Raw genomic sequence first — 18,816 nt, forward strand, 5'->3', positions numbered from 1 at the left:
CTCAGCGGTAGTCGGGCTGCGTCTGCGTGTTCAGCTCACCCAGCCGGACCGACGCGGCGCTGTCGGTGCGCCGGTCGTGGATCTTCAGGACGTCGAAGCCCTTCTCGATGTCGTTGGAGTAGATGTAGCCGTTGTAGTAGTACGCGGACCAGGAGCCGCCGGTGATGAGCGAGTCGGTGGAGAGCGGCCCGCGCTCGAAGTAGCCGATCTCCTTGGGCTTGTCGGAGTCGGTGAAGTCCCAGACGGAGACGCCGCCCTGGTACCACGCCTGGACCATGATGTCGCGGCCCTTGGCCGGGATCAGCGAGCCGTTGTGGGCGACGCAGTTCTCGGTGTCGGCCTGATGGCGCGGGATCTTGTAGTAGCTCCGGAAGGCCAGCTTGCGCTTGTCGCCCTTGCCCACGACGTCGTAGATGCCGTCGGCGCCGCGGTCCTGGCCCACCTCGGTGTTGCAGGTCGCGGCGACGCCGCCGCCCAGCTCATCGGTGAACACGACCTTGGTGCCGCGCTCGTTGAAGGTCGCCGAGTGCCAGAAGGCGAAGTTGACGTTGTCCTCGACCCGGTCGATGACCCTCGGCTTCGCGGGGTCGGCGATGTCGAGCAGGACACCGTCGCCCATGCACGCGCCCGCCGCCAGCTTCAGCTTGGGGAACGTGGTGAGGTCATGGCAGCCGGTGGTCTGCGAGACGCCCGGGTTGGTGGGCCCGCCGGGGTTTCCGCCGTCCGGGAAGAGCACGGGGAAGTCGATCACCGCGGCCTTCTCGGGCGTCTTACGGGGCACCTTGATGACGGAGATGCCGTCATGCGGGGGCTGGCAGTCCGGGAAGGTGGCGCTGGGCGCGTACGAGGAGACGTAGATGTACACGTCCTTGCGCTCGGGCACCAGGGTGTGGGTGTGCGAACCGCAGGAGGTCTCGACGGCGGCGACGTACTGCGGGTTCCGCTTGTCGCTGATGTCGAAGACCTTCATGCCCTCCCAGGAGGACTTCTCGGTCGCGGGCTGGGTGGTGCTGGTGCAGGAGTTGTCGCTGCGCGAGGAGTCGGTGGAGAGGAAGAGCAGGTCTCCTGAGACCGACACATCGTTCTGCGAGCCCGGGCAGAGCACCTGGCTCACGATCTTCGGGCTCTTCGGCCGGCTGATGTCGTAGATGACGAAGCCGTCGTAGTTGCCCGCGAAGGCGTACTTGCCCTGGAAGGCCAGGTCGGTGTTGATGCCCTTGAGGTCCTGCTTGGGGATGTTGATGAGGTGGCTGACATTGTCGCTGTGGACCACCTGGTCCACCCCGGGGATGTCGCCGTTCTCGATGGCGGCCCTGGCTTCCGACTGCTGACCCTTTGTCACCCGCTCCTTGTGCGGGGCATCACCGGGGTCGGGCGTCGCGGCCGCCGGGCCCGCGGCCAGCAAGGTGGCCACCAGACCGAAGGCGGCCGCGGCCGCGCCGAGATATCTGCGCCGCTGCGGAGGTCTTTCCCACGGCTTCACTGCGTCCTCCCTTTGTCGCCGTCCCCGTTCGGAGTTGAGCGGTTGACGGACCGGGGGAAGTATCGCTCTATCCATGTACAGCACAACAGGTAGCAACAAGTTCGTAAAGATAATTTCCCAACGCGCCCGACCCGGACGCGCCGCTGACGTGCTAAGACGGTCTGCGGATCCCAAGCGCCCCAGGAGGCCACGGTGTTGAACCGCCGTACGACGCTCCACACCGCATCCCTCGCGGCCGCCGTGGCTGCGGCCCTGGCACTCGCCCTGACCGGCTGTGACACGGAGAGCGGCGGCAAGGCCGACGCCGGAAAGGGCAAGGACGGGAAGCCCGCGGTGATCGCACCGGGCAAGCCCGGCGAGGCGGCGAAGAAGCTGTCGGCCGAGGAGGCGGCGAAGGCGGGGGACGACGACTCCCCCAACACGGCCGACCGCTCCTACGTCCGGATGATGATCGAGCACCATGCGCAGGCCCTGGTGATGACCGACCTCGCCACCGACCGGGCCAAGTCGGCGAAGGTCAAGCGGCTCGCGGAGCGCATCGCGGCCGGGCAGAAGCCGGAGATCGAGGCGATGCGCGCCTGGCAGAAGACCAACGGCGGCGCGCCGAAGGGCGGCGACAGCGCCCATGAGGGCCATGAGGGCCATGACGCGAGGATGCCGGGGATGGCCACCGCGGCCGAGCTCAAGCGGCTGCGCGACGCCCGTGGCGCCGACTTCGACGCGCTCTTCCTCAAGCTGATGATCGCCCATCACCGGGGCGCGGTCTCCATGGCCACGGATGTGCTGGCCCAGGGGAACAACGTCCAGGTGGAGGAGATGGCGGGCGATGTGATCGCGCAGCAGAGCAGCGAGATCCGGCGGATGCTGCAAATGTCGTAGGCAGGTATTCGTAGGCGGATCTCGTAGAGGGGCGTAGAGAGGCGTGGAGAGGCGTACGGGGGCGTACGGGCCGATGCGCCGGTTCTCGTCGAGCCGGGCTCGCGGCGCGGTCGCGGGCCCGTGGACCGGTGGCCGGGAGGCGTCATCCGGGCCGGTCCCCCGGCGCGTAGTACCGGACACGGCGCCCCGCCGGGTGGGATGCTGGAGACATCCTGCGGAAGGGGCTCCTTCGTGCTTCGCGTCGCGGTCGTCGGATCCGGGCCGAGCGGGGTGTACGCCGCCCAAGCGCTCGTCCAGCAGCAGGCTGTCCCCGAGGTGTCGGTGCATGTGCTGGACCGGCTGCCCTGTCCGTACGGGCTGGTGCGCTACGGTGTCGCGCCCGACCACGAGAAGATCAAGTCGTTGCAGCACACCCTGCGCGCGGTCCTGGAGCACCCCCGGGTCAGCTTTCTCGGCCATGTGCATGTGGGCCCGCCCCCGCTGGTGCCCGAGCGGCTGCTGGAGCTCTACCACGCGGTGGTCTACTGCGTGGGGGCGGCGACCGACCGTCGGCTAGGCGTTCCGGGCGAGGAGCTGCCGGGCAGCTACTCCGCGACCGACTTCGTCTCCTGGTACAGCGCCCATCCCGACGCGACCGGCGACGCCTTCGCGCTCGGGGCGGGCTCCGCCGTCGTCGTCGGGGTGGGCAATGTCGCGGTGGACGTGGCGCGCATCCTGGCCCGCGGGGCGGAGGAGCTGCGGCCCACCGATGTGCCGCACGCCGCCCTCGGGACGCTGTCCCAGAGCCGGGTCTCGGACATCCATATGGTCGGCAGGCGCGGGCCGTCGCAGGCGAAGTTCACCACCAAGGAGCTGCGTGAGCTGGGCTCGCTGACCGGCGCCGAGGTGCTGGTGCGCCCCGAGGAGCTGGCGCTGGACCCGGGGTACGAGGACCCGTCGGGGCTGCCGGGGGTCAACCGGCGCAATGTCGAGGTGCTGCGCGACTGGGCGCGGCGCGCGCCCGTGGGCCGGCCGCGCCGGATCCATCTGCGGTTCTTCCTGCGGCCGGTGGCACTGCTCGGCGAGGGCGCGGTGCGCGCGGTGCGCTTCGAGCGGACCGCGCCGGACGGGCGCGGCGGGGTCGCGGGCACCGGGGTCTTCGAGGACATCGAGGCGCCGCTGGTGCTGCGGTCGGTGGGCTATCGGGGGGTGCCGCTGCCGGGGCTGCCGTTCGACGAGGAGCGCGGCACGGTGCCCAACGCGGCGGGGCGGGTGCTGCGCGGCGGCCGGCCCTCGCCCGGGGAGTACGTGGCGGGGTGGATCAAGCGCGGGCCCACCGGGGTGATCGGCACCAACCGGCCGTGTGCGAAGGAGACCGTGGCCTCGCTGCTGGCCGACGCGGAGGCGCTCGCCGCCCGCCCGGTGGTGGCGGATCCGCTGCGGGCGCTGCGCGAGGCGGGGGTGGAGCCGGTGGAGTGGACCGGCTGGCTGCGGATCGAGGCGGCCGAGGAGGCGCTCGGGGCGGCGCTGGGGCGTACGAAGGTGAAGATTCCGGACTGGACGGGGCTGCTGGGCGCGGCGCGCGAGCAGGAGTGAACCGGGCGGGGCGCCGGTCGGGCTCCACCTGCGGTCCCCGCGTCCGCGCTGTCAGAGGGGTTGACACACGACGGCAACACCCCTGAAATCAACAGATTGTTGAAGCCTTCTACGGTTGCGTCACCCTGACCCGTCGCCCTGACCTGTCACCCATCCCGCCGCCCATCCCGTCGCCGTGCGAGGAGCCGCCATGACGTCCGTACGCCCTCCCGTGCCCATACGCCATCCCGTGGACGAGGTGCCGCCGCCCGGCCGGCTCGCCGCCTTCGGACTTCAGCATGTGCTGGCCATGTACGCGGGCGCGGTGGCCGTGCCGCTGATCGTCGGCGGCGCGATGAAGCTGTCCCCCGCCGATCTGGCGTATCTCATCAACGCCGATCTGCTGCTGTGCGGTATCGCCACGGTCCTCCAGTGCGTGGGGCTGTGGCGGTTCGGCGTCCGGCTGCCGATCATGCAGGGCTGCACCTTCGCGGCGGTCACCCCGATGGTGCTGATCGGCACCGAGGGCGGCGGGCTGCGCGCGATCTACGGTTCGGTGATCGTGGCCGGGGTGGCGATGATCCTGCTGGCGCCGGTCTTCGGGCGGCTGCTGCGGTTCTTCCCGCCGCTGGTGACCGGCACGGTGATACTGATCATCGGCCTGTCGCTGCTGCCGGTCGCGGGCAACTGGGCGGCGGGCGGCCAGGGCGCGGCGGACTTCGGCGCGCCGAAGAACCTGGGCCTGGCGGCGGGGGTGCTGGTCGTGGTCCTGACCGTCCAGCGCTTCGCGCCCGGCTTCCTGAGCCGGGTCGCGGTGCTGGTGGGCATCGTGGCCGGGACGGCGGCCGCGATACCTCTGGGCTTCACCGACTTCTCCGGGGTGGGCGATGCCGACTGGGCCGGCGTCTCCACCCCGTTCCATTTCGGCTCCCCCACGTTCGAGACCCCGGCCGTGGTGTCGATGCTGGTCGTCGCGCTGGTGACCATGTGTGTTCAGCTACGTCATGATCCCTAAAAGTCATCGGCTAGCCGCCTGACCTGCACAGATATACCGAGAGCCCCCGAGAGACCGGGGGCTTTTCGCGTTGGAGTCGCCCATGACGGCCGACGATCCGGCCTGGAAGGCCGCGCTGCGCGATGCACTGAGCCCCGGGGGCGGGCCGGTCGAGACCGACCGGCTCATGACCGCCGTCCTCCCCCACATCGAGGCCGCCTATCGGCGCGGCCTTGCGGCTGGAGCCAGCCGGGCGGGCTATCGCCTGACCCGTGAGAACGAGCGCCTACGGCGGGAACTGCGCGGCGTGCGGAAGGACAACTGATGGACGTCCCGGTTTGCCCGCGATGTCAGCGGGTCTATCCCTGTATCTGTCCACCAAGAGGAACAACAACATGAAGAAGACCAAGTTGATTGCGGGCCGCCTGCGAGGCGGCCTTTCTGCTTTGTGGGGTCGCATCGCCGATGCCCTGGAGAGCCCCGAATGGTGGTGGGAGGTGGGCACGACCGTCATCATGTCCGCCATTGGGTGCCTTCTCGGGCTCACCATCGCCTACGCGCTGTGTCGATAAGGGCGCGCTGTGCTATACGACCCCGAGCGGAGATGGTGGCCCCAGGCGGCATGCCGCGGGCACCCGCCCGGCGAATTCTTCGCCGACGGCGGCGGGACGCCGGACAAGCCGCCGAGCGCCGACGCACAGGCGCTGTGGAACGAGGCCAAGAAGATCTGTCACGGATGCCCGGTGATGCACCAGTGCCGCCGAGACACCTTGGGCGAGGAATACGGCGTCTGGGGCGGGTACGACCAGCGTGAGCGCTATCTCATCCGGCAGACGCTGCCCAAGGCGGCGAAGAAGTGGCCGCCCGAGCGACGGCTTGCATGGGGACGAGCGCTGTCCGTCTACCGCGACCGCGACCCAGCCGTCCCATGGATCGAGATTCGTCGGCTCACCGGCGTATCGGCTGGCCTAGCGGAAGAGTTGGTCACCGAATGGCGGGCCCACCTCAAAGCCGAGGGAGCCCGAAGAGCCAAGATTCTGAGCCTGCCGGAGCCGATCCCGACGCGGCAAGGCGAGCCGCCTTTCCCAGAGGCCAGGGGACGGCTGGACGCCTGGGTCCGTCATAACGGCCTGGTGGCCGACGGCTACTACCAGGGCGAGACCGCAGACGGCCTCTGGCTCTTGATGAATGTCCACTCCGGTAAAAGCCGAGTGCGGAAGTGGGTCCGGCGGGAGGACGTGAAGTTCCACGATCCGAAGCCGGCGCTGATCATGGAGTACGAGGGAAGGCCCGATCGTGCCCGAGACGAAGAGCCCGCCGCCTGAGCGGCGGGTTTCTCATATCAGCCACAGCTCCCGAGAGACGCTGTTGCGCTGCGCCAAGAGTTACTTCCTCAGCCGCATCGCCGGGGCGCCGAAGCGCCCCGCGCTGTGGCTGGCCGGTGGCTCAGCCGTCCACATGGCGACCGAAGAATATGACCGCCTTGCCGTAATGGGCGAGGAAGAGCGCTTCGACGTGGAGGCCCGCTGGCAGCTCTACTTTCAGGCCGAGCTGGCAACAGCTCGCCGAAGCGAGCCGAACGAGAACCGGTGGCGTCGGTCCTCCACAGAGCCGGTCGACGTCTGGAATCAGCTCGGTCCCCAGTTCATCCGGTCATACATTGACTGGCGCCAGCGGAGCCCGTGGCAGATCTGGACGACGCCGGACGGTCAGCCGGCGATTGAGCTGGACGTGTCGGGCTATCTCCCCGGCTGCCCAGTCGAGATCAAGGCATATACGGACAGGCTCTTCTGGGACCCGGTCTTCGAGCATCTGGAAGTAGTGGACCTCAAGACCGGCAAGCGTCCGCCAAAGACAGCCGATCAGTTCGGGACGTACGCGGCCCTCATCGAGGCCAAGTACGGGGTGACAGTGCACAGCGGTATCCCCTTCATGAATCGGAAGGGCACCGTCGGCCGACCGTTCGACCTGGAGGAGTACACACCTGAGGCCGTCGGTCAGCTCTACGGCGAAGCGTGGAAGCAGATCGAGCGCGGCGAATTCCCCGCCGACGGCTACGACTCCGAGTGCTTCATCTGCGATGTCTCGGACGCCTGCTTCGTGAAGAACGGACCGCTGGCCCACATCTACGACCCCGACCACCCTAACCACCCCGACCACAAGAAGGCGGCTGCCTGATGACCGGCTCTGATCTTGCCATAGCGGCAGCCCTGGTGAATGGAGCCATGTGGTTCGCCATGTGGGCCAGGGAGAAGCTGCGGCCCCAGGGGCGTCATCGGGCGCCGAAGGCCGATGCTCCCCGGCTGTGACTGCGGGGCCTGCTGCGAACAGTGCGGCCACTACCCCGACTGCATCCGCAACGCGATCGACAAGGAGAACGATGAGCGACACCGATCAGGCCGTCCCGGAGGAAGGCTACGACGAGGACTACGACGGCCAGGTGACGACCGGCGTCCCGGCGGGCTTCCCTGATTACCCGGACAACCCCCACAACCACATTTACACGATCAGCATGGACGCTCGTGGGCCGATGATCGTGGTCCGTGGGAACACCCCGACCGAGATCAATGAGCGCTTTCAGGCACTCCTGGACGGCGGTGTCACCACCACCGCCGCGTCCGTCTACAGCCACATCAAAGCCGAAATGCAGGTCGCCCAGGGCGTAGGCCCAGTGAGCCCGGCTGGGCCGCCGACGCCCCCGCAGGGGCCGCCGTTCGGGCCGAACGTCTCCGTACCGCAGGCGCCGGGCTACGTCGGTCCGCCGACTCCGCCCGCGCCTCCGGCCCCAGCTCAGCAGGGCGGCGCCCCGGCGGCTGGCGCCCGCAACGGACCGAAGCCCCGGCCGACGGATTGGCCGCAAGGCGTCTACAAGATCACGGTCCCTCGCGGTGATACCGAGTTCAAGCCGTACCGAGAAAAGAATCAGCAGTACTTCAAAGGCAAGATCAGATTCGCGGGCGACGGTCAGTACTGGGTATCTGCCGACGTCGTCCAGTCTCTGGCTCCCTGGAACCCGGTTCCGGCATGACCGCCGGGAACATGTAAATGCTCACGCTCTCGCGCTCAGTAACGCGGGGGGCAGTCGGCAAAGAGCCGCTGCCCCCCGCTTTCGCTTCCTGGGAGTCCCGCGGAATCCGCTTCCGGCGGGCGAGCGTGAGCATGCTCGCCGGGATACCCGGCTCCCACAAGACCCGGATCATGTTGAACGCTCTGGTCAACATGAGGGTCCCTACGTTGGCCTTCAGCACTGACTCCGACCAGGACACGGTGGCTAGCCGGCTGCTGGCGATCAGTACCCGCACGCCGACGGATACCACCGAGCAGTGGCTTCGCCAGGAGTCCGACAAGGCCAAACGACTGTTGGCGGCCTTCGACTTCATCCGCTGGGACTTCATGCCAGACCCCAGCCTGGATGACGTCTGGTTGTCGACGTATGCCTACCACGAGACCGAGGGTCGGTACCCGGACCAGATCGTGGTGGACATCGCCTCAGACATCGGCCACGACACGGGGGACGAATGGGGTTCCCTGCGGGACCTGATGCGCCAGTCCAAGGTTCTGGCCAGGGAGACGGGGGCCCACGTCCTCCTGGTGCATCACGCCAGCGACAGCGAACGGACCAAGCGCCCCTGCCCGCGTCGTTCGGACATCCACGGCAAGGTGGCCGCCATCCCGGAACTGATCGTCACCTGCGGTGTCACAGACGTCGGGGACTTGCATGTGGCGTGCGTGAAGAACCGTCACGCCAAAGCTGACGCGAACGCGGACAACCACTTCCCGATGCAACTCGACGCCGCTATGTCCTTCGTCGGTGACTACGTGCCCCGTCGCATCTACGGCGGCTGGGGCGGAGATCAACACGACTACACACAACGGGAGGGATGGTGACCACTCGCATCAGCCGAGATCAGCCCGTGGCCAAGGCCCGAGTCTTTAAGGCCGGTGACAGTTGGACTTGGACGCACCTCTGCCCGTGGGAGGCCGGGGCCGTCCATGGTCTGAGCTACTTCAGCCAGACGATCGCGTTTATGTATGCCATGGCTCACATGAAGAGGTGCCTGTGACCAACCGGAACCACGCCGCGGGGGCCGAGACCGAGCGCATGGCCGCGAAGTACCTGCGGGGTACTTGGACCGGTGCCGATCGCCGCCTTCGCGAAGGTCGCGCGGACGACCAGGGGGACATCGATGGGGTACCGCTGACCACGATCCAGATCAAGCGAGCTAAGCAGCCCCGTCTTCAGACCTGGGTCGAGCAGACCCTGAAGCAGCGAGACGAAGCGGGCAATCCGCTGTGTCTGCTGATCGTTAGGAAGATGCAGAAGGCGGTAGGGGCGTGGGACGCCTACATGCCCGTCTGGCAGGCCACCGGCTTGTATCGGCACCAAGAGCGGGAGGCGTGGACATGGGTACGTATGGACCTGGCCATGGCCGTGATCGTGCTTCGGGATCTGATCGCGGGGGAAGCGCGCCCCTCCCCCTCGCCCCCGTCCTCCTCCACTACGGGGTAAACCTGAGTGAGTCCCGATGGGGCAACACCCTTGTTCTGTGCCCGGTCCATGGTGAGCGCCGGGCCTCCATGTCCGTCTCGATCGAGAAGGGCTTGTTCCATTGCTTCGCCTGTGACGCACGCGGCACGGCGCTGACTCTCATCATGCTCATGGAGGGCTGTGACCGTGCAGACGCTTACGAGCGAGCAGAGGCAATTCTTCGAGACAGCGGCATCGACCTACGCCGCGGACCTCGCGGTCGATACCAGCGCCCAGGAGTATCTGAAGGAAAGGGGGTTCGACGGCCAGGCCGCCGCTACGTACCGCCTGGGCGTAGTGCGTAGTCCGCTAGTCGGCCACGAGTCGTACGCCGGCCGACTGGCCATCCCGTACATCACCCCATCCGGCGTGGTGAACATGCGGTTCCGCTGTCTGCGGGTGCACGGCTGCAAGGCCGAGGGCTGCCCCAAGTACCTGTCCATGGACGGCATGGACTCCAACCTCTACAACGTGCTGGACCTGAAGCGGGACAGTCCCTTCATCTGTGTCACCGAGGGCGAACTAGACGCCGCCACGCTGTCCATGGCCAGGCTTCCGGCTGTCGGCGTGCCTGGAGTGGAGAACTGGCAACAGCACTTCTCCAAGTGCCTGGATGACTTCGACACGATCTATGTATTCGGCGACCCGGACACTGCCGGGCGCAAGTTTGGAAAGTTCCTCGCCCGCGAGGTCAAGGCGAGGCCCGTCCGACTCCCGAAGGGGGAGGACGTGAACAGCCTCTATTGCAAGGAGGGAGCCCATGGCCTCCGGCGACTCATCCACGGATGAAGAGCCCCCACTGACACCTGAAGAAGAGGAGGAGCTACCGCAGGACCAGCAGGCCGTTGCCGCTCCCCAGTTGGAGCGACGCCCGCCGTATGCGGTGGCGTACAGCGCTGGCGGACATGCTTATGAGTTGCTGCTGTCTGGCGACGCCTCGGTGACGGCCGAAGACGGCGTCTTGAAGATCTTGCATGACGGCGGCCCGGTCTTGGGCATCATCCGCGTCATGCCCGTACGAGCGGAGGGCACCAATGGCGCTGACCCTGACAATCGGTAGAGGTCAGGTCCGGGTGGACACCGGAGACGACGTCACGGTCACCCTTCGGCCGACCGATGACGAGCCCACTTTGATACGGAAGTTCCGGCGCATCATCGACCTGGCCGGAGGCGAGTCCGCGGACGTCAGCCCTGAGCCGGCGAGCCCTGGCCGGATTGTGGCCGCCGCGCCTGTCGGCAACGGCTGGGCCGCCATGGCTCCGCCGGAGCTGCCGGACCGGCTCCAGGGCGAAGTCGAGATCATCGAGCCCGAGGCATGAGGCAGAAGAGCGGCGGCCGTGGGGCCGCCGCTCCGAGTCCAGCCGCACCTATCGACGTGTGGCGTTATCCCCGTCGCTGAGGAGGTTCAGGGCACGGCCGGTAATGCCATGCAAGCGCAACAGCGCGCGACGCATCGAGGCGCGCACCCAGCGCGGCAGCAGCCTCACCCACCGCGTGATGCACCGAATGGCATAGACCCACCCCAGGAGCAGCGGGACACCGAGGAACACAAGCAGTAATGCGAGCTGCCACGGTGGCAGGCCCGCAAGAAAGTCGGACATTTTCGATCGACCTCGGGCATTGTGTGAGGTGAGCTGATCAGGCAGCTACACCCAGACTGGATTGGACCGGTGAGTACACCGGCCGTCCAGGTGCCCGAGGGATACGAGGGGCAGCGAAGCCAATCACCCCGCACGGAGACGTCTCAAGCGGGGGTGGATGGTGCTCAAATGCGTAGTGTTGAACGCAAATGCTCCGCTCAACAACGTCTCGCGCTATGCGGTAGACGGCGCGCCACGCTTCGGCTGCCTCGGCGGCCTGCTGCTGCGACAGGGGAGCGCCTGACCCGAACGTGGCCGTGGAGCTGTCGCCAGTGATCAGCGCCGTGATCGACGGCAGGCCCGTTTCGTCCTCAACGGACGTCAGCAAGTGCCTTCGGAGTCGCCTACTGGCCTGTTGGTCCAGTGTGGTGCTGAAGTTGGCGACGATCCGGCCTGCCCGGAGCATGAGGCTGGCAGCAGCATGGGTTTTGTCTGCCCCGGTGGCCACGTACACCTCACGCAAGTCGCGCGCAGGCGGAAGCCACTGAAGCCACTGGTCAGGGAGGCTGTACTTGACGCCCTTGTTGTCCAGCAACCTTGCAACCGCCCGTTCCGCGAGCGCGAGCACCTGTTCCGTGTGCGCGCGGAGTGGCTCGGCGGCGTGCGCGGGGGAACCGGTCATGGCTACAGACTAGCGGCTCACTCTGTCATGCGGTTTCTTGACTCATCCAAGGCAGCTCGCACGCCGTCCTTGATGCGCTTGTCCAGCACGCCGTTCGTCTGCTCGCTGATGCGCTGCAAGATCATGTCCTGCTGGTCGGATCGGTGGTCCAGGTGATTGATGACGAACACCGCGCCGAGGACCGGCGCGACCAGCGCCACGAACCCGGTTGTGTCCGCGCCCTTGAGGGTCAGAACAACAAACCCCGCGATGACCAACGCGGCCACACCGAGCTGTAGCACTGTCGATCTCATCTCACTCCCTCAGCGATGGTGGCCGTAGGCGGTCCAACGCGCTCGCGGTCTCGTTGTCCAGGACCCCCGTCACAGGGAGCTTGAACAAGGTCTGCACGCCCCGCAGAGCGGTCTTCGTGGCGTCGTCCATCTCGCCCGTCTCGGGCACCCTCAGAGCTCGCTGGGCCGTCCGTACGGCCTCGTGCTCGGCCTCGTTGGCTGGGGCAATGATGATGACTCGGGGCATCCAGCGGGCCGTCACGTCGTGATCACATCCGCAATGGTGCGTAGCTCCACCCAGAGCACTCCGCCGTAGGTGCTCCGGTTGTTGGCCGGAGCCGCCTTCTGCTCGAATCGGTAGTTGTCGATGACGACGAGGTATGACACGTCGTTCTGGAGATCTTGGAAGACCACGCTGTCACCTCGGGCGAAAAGCTGCTCGAAGGCTTCGAGCCGCGGCAGGGTCCGGCCTTCCCCACCCACCTTCTGGCCCGTTCGGTCCTTCTCCACGTCGAAGCAGAGCAGCGGAAGCGTGAACACTCGCTGCCGGACCGAGCCGGGCATGGCCTTGAGCTGCCACCCGGTGACCTCTCCACCCTTGGTGGCATCTGAGCCAGAGCGGCCCAGCGTGATCTTGAGCTGAATCCACTCGACCGCCGCCATGGGCGCCCCCAAGACCACGTTCTCAATGGGTGTCGAAGAGCCCTCAGTGATGGTGAGGATGGATGTATCAGCCCCGCCGGGGTCGATCACCGACACGCCGGCCGAGCCAGCCAGGGAAAGTGGCGTCTTGACCGAGACGAACTTGAACAGCTTCGGCTCCAAGGTGTTGAAGCGCACCCTGCCCGTCTTCAGGTAGCCCGTGTTCTCCAGCGTGGAGGCCGATTCAAGGAAGGCCCCCTGGCCGACCACGGCGAAGCACATGCGGTCGGTGTTGCCAAAGTTGGTGACGCTCGACACTTCGCCTGTGACCTTGGCCTGGAGATCAGTGGTGTACGCCCAGCGGGCGGCGGGCGAGACCTCCGAGCCGGCCAGTTGCTGGCCCAGGTCCACGCGATACAGCCCGGACTGGCCATCGATGCCGTTCGTCGCCGCGACGAAGAAGAAACGGTCATAGGCCGCGATGGACTGCACGCCGTTGGCGTTGGAGATCAGCAGTGGCCCGTACTGGATGTCGCCGTTGTCATCGATCTGGCCGACCCTGAAGCCCCTGTTCGTGCCGATGCCGACGAATGCGCCCAGGTAGGTGGTCATGCTCAGCACGGTCTCCCCCAGGGGGAGCTGTGCCGTCTGGACACCGCCGCTTGCCAGGGTCGGCACGTTGCCGGAGCTGTCGAGCACGAACTTGTAGATGGACGACTGCGACCCGGCATAGCCGGATGCGTAGATAGCGTTCGTGCCCTCGGCGAAGGCGGTGAAGACGAAGCTGGGGTTCAGGTGTGTGAAGCGCAGAGTTTTGGTGCCGGTGCTGTCGGTCTCGTAGACCTTGTTGTCGAGCGCTACCATCATGCGCCCCTTGGCCCAGCCGAGAATCACGGCCGTCGTGCCGGTCGTCGTCCACGATGCCCCGGCGCCATTCCCAGCGCCCTTGTAGACGGCCACGTTGTCGGCCGCGAAGTAGTTCGTGCCGTCGCTCGCCAAGGCCCTGATGGTGTTGGCACCACCCCAGGTGATGGTGGTGGTGGCACTGCCGGTGTCGCTCTTCAAGGCGTTGCCCACGGCGTACCAGACCCGGTCTGTCCCGTCCGTCCAGCCGAGCACCAAGCCGCGGTTCGCCGAGGCGTCGCTGAGGCGCTGGCTCGTGCTCCTCAGGAGCGTCAGCCTGCCGTTGGTCCAGGGATTCACGCCGACGCTTTCCGCGAAGCGGATGGCGTACTGATTGTCGGTGGAGGGGTCCTGATAGAGGACTCCGGCCCCACCCACGAATGTGGATTGCGACCGCAGCCACCAACCAGCAAGGGACTGCTCGCCCGGTATCTGCTGTTGGTCCACCTGATCCTTGCGGATCTCTGCTCCTGCCCTGGTCATGGGCCGGTCGTCGCTGATGGCCGAGAGCCACGGCATGCCGCCGATGGCGTAGTCGTACGCCACATCGGTCAGGGCGTAGCTGGAGCTGGCTGAGGCCGTGCGCCCCGAGAGGGGAAACGGGAGCCGGGAGACGATGCCTGCCATGCCGTCCTGCCTCAGGCGGTCTCGTAGGTGAAGGTGATACGGATCTGGTCTGATTGTGTCCAGGTGATCGGGTAGGTGGCGCTAGCGCCTGCCATGCGGGTGTCGGCGGCAGCCGGGAAGTAGATGCTCGCCGTGGTCGCGTTCGGTGAGATGACGATGTCCCCGGATGCTCGGTAGCCGCCGGATAGCATGTGTGCGGTGCCGATCCTCGTTGTGCCGTCATTGGCGGATGTGAAAGGCAAGGCCCAGGACCACGTGCCCGATCCGTAGGTTGTCGTGGTCCCCGTGACCAGGTTGATGTGACCGTGGCATGTCTTGCCTATCAGGGCAGACTTGCCGATCAAGATCCCGTTACCGAGGGACGGATTGGTGGTCGACGCCGTCCAGGTGGGTGTGTAGCTGGTCCAGGTGCCCGTGGTGATGTTGGCAGCGGCCACGTTGCCGATGACGGTCAGAGTCCCGTCGGTCCGAAGGGCCCCGGCTGCCGCGCGGTACAGGTTCGTGTCGGGGGCGTTCGCCCCGTCCCCCCACCAGTGCTTGCCACTGGCTTCCACCATGTGCCGCGAGGCAGTGTCTCCGGTGGCACGGGTCTGCTGAGCCTCGTCTGTGGCGGCGCCGCGAACGACGCGGAAGGTGTCGTCCAGCCCCAACGTGTCGGCCGCCGCTCGGTACATTCGGACGTCTCGGGCGGCCGAGCCCGGTCCCCATTCGTGTAGGCCGTCGGCGTACACGCGGTGGCGGTCGAAGGTGTCGCCCGTCACCGTGGCCGACTGGGCCACGTCCGTGTTCAGCCCCCGGTTGAACGCAGGGCCTCCCGTGAAGGTGACGGCCCCGGAAAAGGTGGGCGCGCCGGTGAACGTTCCGGCGAACGAGCCGCCGCCACTGATGACGGGTGCTGTCAGTGTCTTGTTGGCCAGTGTCTGAGTGTCGCTCGTGCCCACCAGCGTGCCCGTCACGCCGTGCACGGCCACCGTGGCGCCCTCGTGCGTCCGGAAGTCGGTGGCATCACCAGCGTGGTAGACGTGGCGCACTTTGGCGCCCAGGCTGTGGGTCTGCGCACTGGTGCCACTGAATCCGCGGCTGACAGTAAGGGTTGTCCCAGCGGCAGCCGTCACACTCACCAGTTCCTCAGCGCTGGCGCCGTAGTCGAGCGCCAGGACGTACGGGAAGCTGCCGGGGAAGCCGGTGGTGGCGCCCACGGTTATGGAGGCGGCGCCAGCCGAGATGGACCCGGATAGCGTCGTCTCCTGGGCCGTGTTGCTGTAGTAGTAGGCGTTGGCCATCAGGACCCCTGAAACATGGCGTAGTTGGGGATCTCGGCGAACATCAGGGCCCGCTCTTCCTCCAGGCGCTCTGCGTACAGCGAGGCGTACAGGTTCACGGCCTTGGCGGCCGACGACGGCGGCACGAGCGGAGCCCGCTCGGTGGCCTCTACGGCTTGCTGCTGGAGCCTGGCCGACTCCAGGGCGGGCAGGAGTCGCTTCAGCGCCCCGTAGACCACCAGGTCCGTCATCCGGGAGGGATAGCCGGTCACGGCGAAGTCGTCCGAGCCGGCCACCAGCGGAGCCGGGGGCTTGGCGTAGACGATGCGCACCGGCTGGCCGGGTGTGATGGCGTCGAAGAGCTGGATTGACTTGCCGCTGATGAAGTCCGCGGTGCGGGCCTTCGGGTTGTACCGCCAGTCCGGCATGGGCTGGGACACCTTCGACGGCCCGACCGTGCGCGCCACCACGTACCAGACGTCATCGACGTCGGCCGGTAGTTCGTATTCGACCTGCGCCGCGTTGTACGTGATCTCGGTGGTGGAGAACACCACCAGATGCGGGTACAGGCCCGTCACGGTGTCATTGATGGCTTCCTTGATCCGCTGGCGCGGGAAGGCCGGGTCTGAGGTCACGAGGGCATGCGCCGCATGGCTGGCTGCTGTGGTGCCCTCGACCCCGCGGCCGTTGGCCAGGCCCATGACGCTCACCACGCCAGACGTCGCATCGAAGGTCTTGACCAGGACCAGCTCATCGTCAATCTCGACCAGGCCGCGAGACAGGTTCGTCACGGTGCTGGCGTCGCACTGGAAGGACGTGTCCGCAGCCGACATGGGCGCGGCCAGCTCGGAGACGCTGGCCTGGCTCAGGGTGTAGCCCTGGAGCTGTTGGCGCACGCGGATGATGATCTGGTCGAAGGTCGCCATCACGCCTCGATCGGAGTCGCCTTGTTGAAGTCGCGGCCGTATGCCATCCCTGCCGTGTCACTGCGCCGCATGGCATCGGTGATCTGGTTCAGCGTGGTCCCGTCAGGCTGGATGCCCTCCTTGCGAACCTTCCTATACAGGTCCAGCTCGTGGTCCCACCGCTTCTGTGCCGTACCGTCCAGGCCCCGGCTGGGAGTGGCCAGGTACGTGTTCACGCCCTTGTCGCGTAGGCACTCCCCGTAGCTTTCGTGGGCTCTCGTCCGGCAACCGGACGTGCAGTTTTCACCGCTCACTGCTGCCCCTCGGTCCGTATGGGCAAGGTGCCGGTGGTACGGGCCAGGATCTCGGCCTCATCCTGATTGGTAATGGTCGAGTTGCCACCGCTGCCCTTGGGGCAGCACTTCTCGTCGTCAGCCATCACTTGCCTCGTGGGTTCATCTTCCGGCCGCCGGACTTCGCGGCGGTGGCGACCTTCTTTGCCGCAGCCTTCTTGGCGGCGGCCTTCTTGGCGGCGGCCTTCTTCGCGGGGGTGGGCTTCTTGGCCATCGCTGCCTTCGCGGTGGTCTTGTATCCGGCCATGGCGTTCTCCTACTGAGCCGTGAAATTGACCTCGGTAACGCCGACGTTGCCTGCGATGAGCGCGGCCTTCACGGCATCCGAGACGGTGTACTCGTGCCCGCCCATGTAGGCGGCTGTGGCTGCTGCGATCTCGTCCTGAGTGGGGAACCTGATCGCCCGGTAAGCGCCGGAGGTCTCCAGAATCGAGATCCCTCGGGCGAGCTTGACCCGGTAGAACAATGGGTTCTCCCAGGACGCCGGACCCTCATCAACAGATGGGGTCCGGAACGTCCAATCGGTCATCAGGCGCTGTCGATTGTGCTCGTGGTCTCGACCCGGATCAGGGCTTCCTCGCGGTAGCGCTTCCAGCCGGCCACGCCATACCAGCCCAGCGGGCGGAAGCGGGCCAGCTTGTCCACGATCGGACCGGCCACGATGTGGAACTCGTCGGCCACGGCTTCCGCAAGGGCCTGCTGACCCGCGAAGTAGGTCCGGAATCGACGGACGGTGTTGTCGCCGGTACCGGCGTCCACGGCGTTGTAACAGCGAGGGGACTCAACATAGAACGCGCCCTCATAGGCGCCGATCTCACCGGCCCAGATGTTCCCGGCCGCGCTGTAGTTGTGGGGGTCACGCCAGGCCGCAGCGCCGGTCTCGGCCCGCAGGTCGTGGGAGACCTCCGGGTGAATGGCGCACCAGTAGAGCGAGCCTTTCCGAGGAACGGCCTTGTTGGTTCTCAGCTTCGCTGTGGCCAGTCGAGAAATCGCGCTGTTGAAGGAGTCGGTGGCCGCCATCGTGGTTGCCACCGTGGAGACGCTGGCGTTGGTGACGTAGGAGACCGCACCGGCCTTGCGCTGGATCAGGTTCGAGCCGCTGCGCAACTCGGTCTGAACAATGACGTCCACCGAGTCAGCGCAGTTGAAGCTGACGATGTTGCCGATGGCCGGGTCAACATCGGAGATGCTGAATAGCTGGAGCTTGCGGGTTCGCAGGACCGGCGAACCGTACTCCGCCAGTGTCAAGGTCTTCGTGGTCGGGTTGCCGATGGCCACGCTGTCCGGGTCGGTCGTCTCGGTCAGCGCTGTGGTGGCCGTCGCCAGGTCCTGGTACATCTCCAGAACGATGGAACTGCCGGGCGCCGTCAGGTCCGTCGGCCGCTTGTCTGCTACCGCACGAAACAGCGGCTGGGACCGAAGCTGAAACTCGAAGTACTTGTCATACGCCGTCTGAACGGCGTTGCTCATTGCTGAGGTATCGGTATACGCGTTTGCCATGGCCTCTCACCCCCAGTAGGGATGCCGAAGGGATCGGGGAGAGGTCAGGACCAGTCGTACGGCGAACCGTACGCCCGCATCAGCTCGGCGAACTCCTCCGGAGTCTTTGCCGCGACTATCGCGGCGGCCAGCTCCTTGTCCGAGCCCTGCGGAGGGGCCACGCCTTGCGTGCCCTGCTCCTGCATGCGCTGCATCTGTTCCTGACCGTCATCTGGAACGGTGGAGGCGGGAGGCCCTATCTGCGTCTCGCCCTCGCCGCCCTCCTGCTCCCCTGGAGCAGTCGGCAGCTTGGCCAGCGCGGCGCCATTCGCCGTCAGCCATTCGTCCAGCTTCTCAGGCTCGCCCATGAACAGCCCTGCGGCTGCTGGGGCGTAACCCTTTGCCTTGAGCTGGTCAGCCACTTCGCTTTGACGCTGTTCGGCCTTCAGGCGATCGTTCTCCGCCTTCAGCTCCTGCACCTGGTTGGAGAGCTTGCTGAGCCCTTCGCGGAACCACTTGGGCCCCTGCTGGCCATTGCCTGTCTCGCCCAGGTCCGACGATGAATCGTCGGTCTCGTCATAGCCAAAGCTGTATTCGCTCACTGCTTATCTCCCGCGCCTTCACGGCCAGCTAGCCCGACGGGGATCGGGGTCGCGCTCCGCTGCCGGACTTC

Annotated in this window: 25 protein-coding genes and 2 pseudogenes; 15 read left to right on the top strand and 12 right to left on the bottom strand. The window is 66.8% G+C overall.

Annotated elements, in window-relative coordinates; translation table 11 throughout:
- Position 1: 1 nt before the first annotated feature.
- Complete coding sequence (locus tag ACK1X7_RS07235) at positions 2-1,483, bottom strand: LVIVD repeat-containing protein (protein WP_390792694.1); 1,482 nt, start codon at positions 1,481-1,483, stop codon at positions 2-4.
- A 192-nt stretch (positions 1,484-1,675) separates the two neighbouring features.
- Between ACK1X7_RS07235 and ACK1X7_RS07240 the strand changes: the two genes are divergently transcribed.
- From ACK1X7_RS07240 to ACK1X7_RS07310, 15 genes and pseudogenes are all read left to right on the top strand, one after another.
- Complete coding sequence (locus ACK1X7_RS07240) at positions 1,676-2,362, top strand: DUF305 domain-containing protein (protein WP_385139779.1); 687 nt, start codon at positions 1,676-1,678, stop codon at positions 2,360-2,362.
- 231 nt (positions 2,363-2,593) lie between these two features.
- On the top strand, positions 2,594-3,937 hold the full coding sequence (locus ACK1X7_RS07245) for an FAD-dependent oxidoreductase (protein WP_385139776.1): 1,344 nt from the start codon (positions 2,594-2,596) through the stop codon (positions 3,935-3,937).
- Positions 3,938-4,127: 190 nt separating this feature from the next.
- Positions 4,128-4,904: pseudogene (locus ACK1X7_RS07250) on the top strand (solute carrier family 23 protein); the annotation flags it as partial.
- A 109-nt stretch (positions 4,905-5,013) separates the two neighbouring features.
- Positions 5,014-5,235 (top strand): hypothetical protein, encoded by a 222-nt coding sequence (locus tag ACK1X7_RS07255; protein ID WP_413114786.1) that lies wholly within the window; start codon positions 5,014-5,016, stop codon positions 5,233-5,235.
- 70 nt (positions 5,236-5,305) lie between these two features.
- Positions 5,306-5,482: a hypothetical protein gene (locus tag ACK1X7_RS07260; RefSeq protein ID WP_413114787.1), complete on the top strand. Its 177-nt coding sequence runs from the start codon at positions 5,306-5,308 to the stop codon at positions 5,480-5,482.
- A 9-nt stretch (positions 5,483-5,491) separates the two neighbouring features.
- Entirely contained in the window at positions 5,492-6,235 is a 744-nt protein-coding gene (locus tag ACK1X7_RS07265) for a WhiB family transcriptional regulator (RefSeq protein ID WP_413114788.1), read from the top strand.
- Positions 6,207-7,088: a PD-(D/E)XK nuclease family protein gene (locus tag ACK1X7_RS07270; RefSeq protein WP_413114789.1), complete on the top strand. Its 882-nt coding sequence runs from the start codon at positions 6,207-6,209 to the stop codon at positions 7,086-7,088. The genes ACK1X7_RS07265 and ACK1X7_RS07270 overlap by 29 nt, the downstream gene beginning before the upstream one ends.
- Positions 7,088-7,219, top strand: a complete 132-nt coding sequence (locus tag ACK1X7_RS07275; protein ID WP_413114790.1) for a hypothetical protein — start codon at positions 7,088-7,090, stop codon at positions 7,217-7,219. Before ACK1X7_RS07270 ends, ACK1X7_RS07275 begins: the two co-directional genes overlap by 1 nt.
- A gap of 71 nt (positions 7,220-7,290) precedes the next feature.
- Entirely contained in the window at positions 7,291-7,938 is a 648-nt protein-coding gene (locus tag ACK1X7_RS07280; protein ID WP_413114791.1) for a hypothetical protein, read from the top strand.
- 125 nt (positions 7,939-8,063) lie between these two features.
- Positions 8,064-8,798, top strand: coding sequence for a hypothetical protein (locus tag ACK1X7_RS07285; protein ID WP_413114792.1), 735 nt, complete (start codon positions 8,064-8,066; stop codon positions 8,796-8,798).
- Positions 8,799-8,970: 172 nt separating this feature from the next.
- On the top strand, positions 8,971-9,420 hold the full coding sequence (locus ACK1X7_RS07290) for a hypothetical protein (RefSeq protein WP_413114793.1): 450 nt from the start codon (positions 8,971-8,973) through the stop codon (positions 9,418-9,420).
- 68 nt (positions 9,421-9,488) lie between these two features.
- A pseudogene (locus ACK1X7_RS07295) lies at positions 9,489-9,548 on the top strand (hypothetical protein); the annotation flags it as partial.
- Between the two features lie 31 nt (positions 9,549-9,579).
- Positions 9,580-10,227 carry a toprim domain-containing protein gene (locus ACK1X7_RS07300; RefSeq protein WP_413114794.1) on the top strand — a complete coding sequence of 216 codons (648 nt, stop codon included), beginning with the start codon at positions 9,580-9,582 and terminating at the stop codon, positions 10,225-10,227.
- The gene (locus ACK1X7_RS07305; protein WP_413114795.1) at positions 10,199-10,498 is read left to right on the top strand and encodes a hypothetical protein; all 300 of its coding nucleotides are present in this window, start codon (positions 10,199-10,201) and stop codon (positions 10,496-10,498) included. The genes ACK1X7_RS07300 and ACK1X7_RS07305 overlap by 29 nt, the downstream gene beginning before the upstream one ends.
- Positions 10,473-10,757, top strand: coding sequence for a hypothetical protein (locus ACK1X7_RS07310; RefSeq protein ID WP_413114796.1), 285 nt, complete (start codon positions 10,473-10,475; stop codon positions 10,755-10,757). The genes ACK1X7_RS07305 and ACK1X7_RS07310 overlap by 26 nt, the downstream gene beginning before the upstream one ends.
- A 960-nt stretch (positions 10,758-11,717) precedes the next feature.
- Here ACK1X7_RS07310 and ACK1X7_RS07315 read toward each other — a convergent pair.
- From ACK1X7_RS07315 to ACK1X7_RS07365, 11 genes are all read right to left on the bottom strand, one after another.
- Positions 11,718-11,993: a hypothetical protein gene (locus ACK1X7_RS07315; RefSeq protein ID WP_413114797.1), complete on the bottom strand. Its 276-nt coding sequence runs from the start codon at positions 11,991-11,993 to the stop codon at positions 11,718-11,720.
- 1 nt (position 11,994) lies between these two features.
- Positions 11,995-12,219, bottom strand: a complete 225-nt coding sequence (locus ACK1X7_RS07320) for a peptidoglycan-binding domain-containing protein (protein WP_413114798.1) — start codon at positions 12,217-12,219, stop codon at positions 11,995-11,997.
- Positions 12,220-12,230: 11 nt separating this feature from the next.
- Positions 12,231-14,144 carry a hypothetical protein gene (locus tag ACK1X7_RS07325; RefSeq protein ID WP_413114799.1) on the bottom strand — a complete coding sequence of 638 codons (1,914 nt, stop codon included), beginning with the start codon at positions 14,142-14,144 and terminating at the stop codon, positions 12,231-12,233.
- Positions 14,145-14,155: 11 nt separating this feature from the next.
- Positions 14,156-15,427, bottom strand: coding sequence for a hypothetical protein (locus ACK1X7_RS07330; protein ID WP_413114800.1), 1,272 nt, complete (start codon positions 15,425-15,427; stop codon positions 14,156-14,158).
- A complete protein-coding gene (locus tag ACK1X7_RS07335; protein ID WP_413114801.1) occupies positions 15,427-16,332 on the bottom strand; it encodes a hypothetical protein in 906 nt (301 codons plus the stop codon). Before ACK1X7_RS07335 ends, ACK1X7_RS07330 begins: the two co-directional genes overlap by 1 nt.
- Complete coding sequence (locus ACK1X7_RS07340; protein ID WP_413114802.1) at positions 16,332-16,547, bottom strand: hypothetical protein; 216 nt, start codon at positions 16,545-16,547, stop codon at positions 16,332-16,334. The genes ACK1X7_RS07335 and ACK1X7_RS07340 overlap by 1 nt, the downstream gene beginning before the upstream one ends.
- A 74-nt stretch (positions 16,548-16,621) precedes the next feature.
- Positions 16,622-16,750 (bottom strand): hypothetical protein, encoded by a 129-nt coding sequence (locus tag ACK1X7_RS07345; protein ID WP_413114803.1) that lies wholly within the window; start codon positions 16,748-16,750, stop codon positions 16,622-16,624.
- Entirely contained in the window at positions 16,750-16,911 is a 162-nt protein-coding gene (locus ACK1X7_RS07350; RefSeq protein WP_413114804.1) for a hypothetical protein, read from the bottom strand. Before ACK1X7_RS07350 ends, ACK1X7_RS07345 begins: the two co-directional genes overlap by 1 nt.
- A 9-nt stretch (positions 16,912-16,920) precedes the next feature.
- Complete coding sequence (locus tag ACK1X7_RS07355) at positions 16,921-17,193, bottom strand: hypothetical protein (RefSeq protein ID WP_413114805.1); 273 nt, start codon at positions 17,191-17,193, stop codon at positions 16,921-16,923.
- Complete coding sequence (locus ACK1X7_RS07360; RefSeq protein ID WP_413114806.1) at positions 17,193-18,164, bottom strand: N4-gp56 family major capsid protein; 972 nt, start codon at positions 18,162-18,164, stop codon at positions 17,193-17,195. Before ACK1X7_RS07360 ends, ACK1X7_RS07355 begins: the two co-directional genes overlap by 1 nt.
- Before the next feature lie 44 nt (positions 18,165-18,208).
- A complete protein-coding gene (locus tag ACK1X7_RS07365) occupies positions 18,209-18,745 on the bottom strand; it encodes a hypothetical protein (RefSeq protein ID WP_413114807.1) in 537 nt (178 codons plus the stop codon).
- Positions 18,746-18,816 lie beyond the last annotated feature (71 nt).

This window comes from Streptomyces sp. CY-1 (assembly GCF_047218265.1).
In the GTDB taxonomy this organism is placed as follows: domain Bacteria; phylum Actinomycetota; class Actinomycetes; order Streptomycetales; family Streptomycetaceae; genus Streptomyces; species Streptomyces niphimycinicus.

Coding starts and splice junctions, on each gene's coding strand:
- ACK1X7_RS07275 (WP_413114790.1), top strand. CDS start 7,088: ATGACCGGCTCTGATCTTGCCATAGCGGCAGCCCTGGTGAATGGAGCC.
- ACK1X7_RS07280 (WP_413114791.1), top strand. CDS start 7,291: ATGAGCGACACCGATCAGGCCGTCCCGGAGGAAGGCTACGACGAGGAC.
- ACK1X7_RS07335 (WP_413114801.1), bottom strand. CDS start 16,332: ATGGCGACCTTCGACCAGATCATCATCCGCGTGCGCCAACAGCTCCAG.
- ACK1X7_RS07325 (WP_413114799.1), bottom strand. CDS start 14,144: ATGGCAGGCATCGTCTCCCGGCTCCCGTTTCCCCTCTCGGGGCGCACG.
- ACK1X7_RS07350 (WP_413114804.1), bottom strand. CDS start 16,911: ATGGCCGGATACAAGACCACCGCGAAGGCAGCGATGGCCAAGAAGCCC.
- ACK1X7_RS07360 (WP_413114806.1), bottom strand. CDS start 18,164: ATGGCAAACGCGTATACCGATACCTCAGCAATGAGCAACGCCGTTCAG.
- ACK1X7_RS07330 (WP_413114800.1), bottom strand. CDS start 15,427: ATGGCCAACGCCTACTACTACAGCAACACGGCCCAGGAGACGACGCTA.
- ACK1X7_RS07260 (WP_413114787.1), top strand. CDS start 5,306: ATGAAGAAGACCAAGTTGATTGCGGGCCGCCTGCGAGGCGGCCTTTCT.
- ACK1X7_RS07355 (WP_413114805.1), bottom strand. CDS start 17,193: ATGACCGATTGGACGTTCCGGACCCCATCTGTTGATGAGGGTCCGGCG.
- ACK1X7_RS07315 (WP_413114797.1), bottom strand. CDS start 11,993: ATGAGATCGACAGTGCTACAGCTCGGTGTGGCCGCGTTGGTCATCGCG.
- ACK1X7_RS07255 (WP_413114786.1), top strand. CDS start 5,014: ATGACGGCCGACGATCCGGCCTGGAAGGCCGCGCTGCGCGATGCACTG.
- ACK1X7_RS07305 (WP_413114795.1), top strand. CDS start 10,199: ATGGCCTCCGGCGACTCATCCACGGATGAAGAGCCCCCACTGACACCT.
- ACK1X7_RS07310 (WP_413114796.1), top strand. CDS start 10,473: ATGGCGCTGACCCTGACAATCGGTAGAGGTCAGGTCCGGGTGGACACC.
- ACK1X7_RS07320 (WP_413114798.1), bottom strand. CDS start 12,219: ATGCCCCGAGTCATCATCATTGCCCCAGCCAACGAGGCCGAGCACGAG.
- ACK1X7_RS07345 (WP_413114803.1), bottom strand. CDS start 16,750: ATGGCTGACGACGAGAAGTGCTGCCCCAAGGGCAGCGGTGGCAACTCG.